Genomic DNA, 232 nt, shown 5'->3' with positions numbered 1-232 from the left:
CCCTCCCGAAGGAGGTTCATCGTTCGACTTGCATGTGTTAAGCACGCCGCCAGCGTTCGTCCTGAGCCAGGATCAAACTCTCCGTGAATGTTTACCGGTAATCCGGTGTGACACTCGCGTTGAGCGGAACGATCGGAGGAATAATCCGACCGTTCACAGCGTCCTCGCTGTGTGCCTCCCAAACTTGGGAGGGCTTTTCAAAGGAACCTCATCTCCGTGATGGAGACGGGGT

1 rRNA gene is annotated in these 232 nt (G+C 56.0%); it reads right to left on the bottom strand.

Features of this window, described 5'->3' with window-relative positions:
* Nucleotides 1-88, bottom strand: a 16S ribosomal RNA gene (locus tag ADL22_RS15770); the annotation flags it as partial.
* Nucleotides 89-232 lie beyond the last annotated feature (144 nt).

Origin of the sequence: Streptomyces sp. NRRL F-4489, from assembly GCF_001509485.1 — a bacterium.
In the GTDB taxonomy this organism is placed as follows: Bacteria; Actinomycetota; Actinomycetes; order Streptomycetales; family Streptomycetaceae; genus Streptomyces.
Note: the sequence above shows the minus strand (reverse complement) of the source record. Positions and strands in the feature narration are given on the sequence as shown.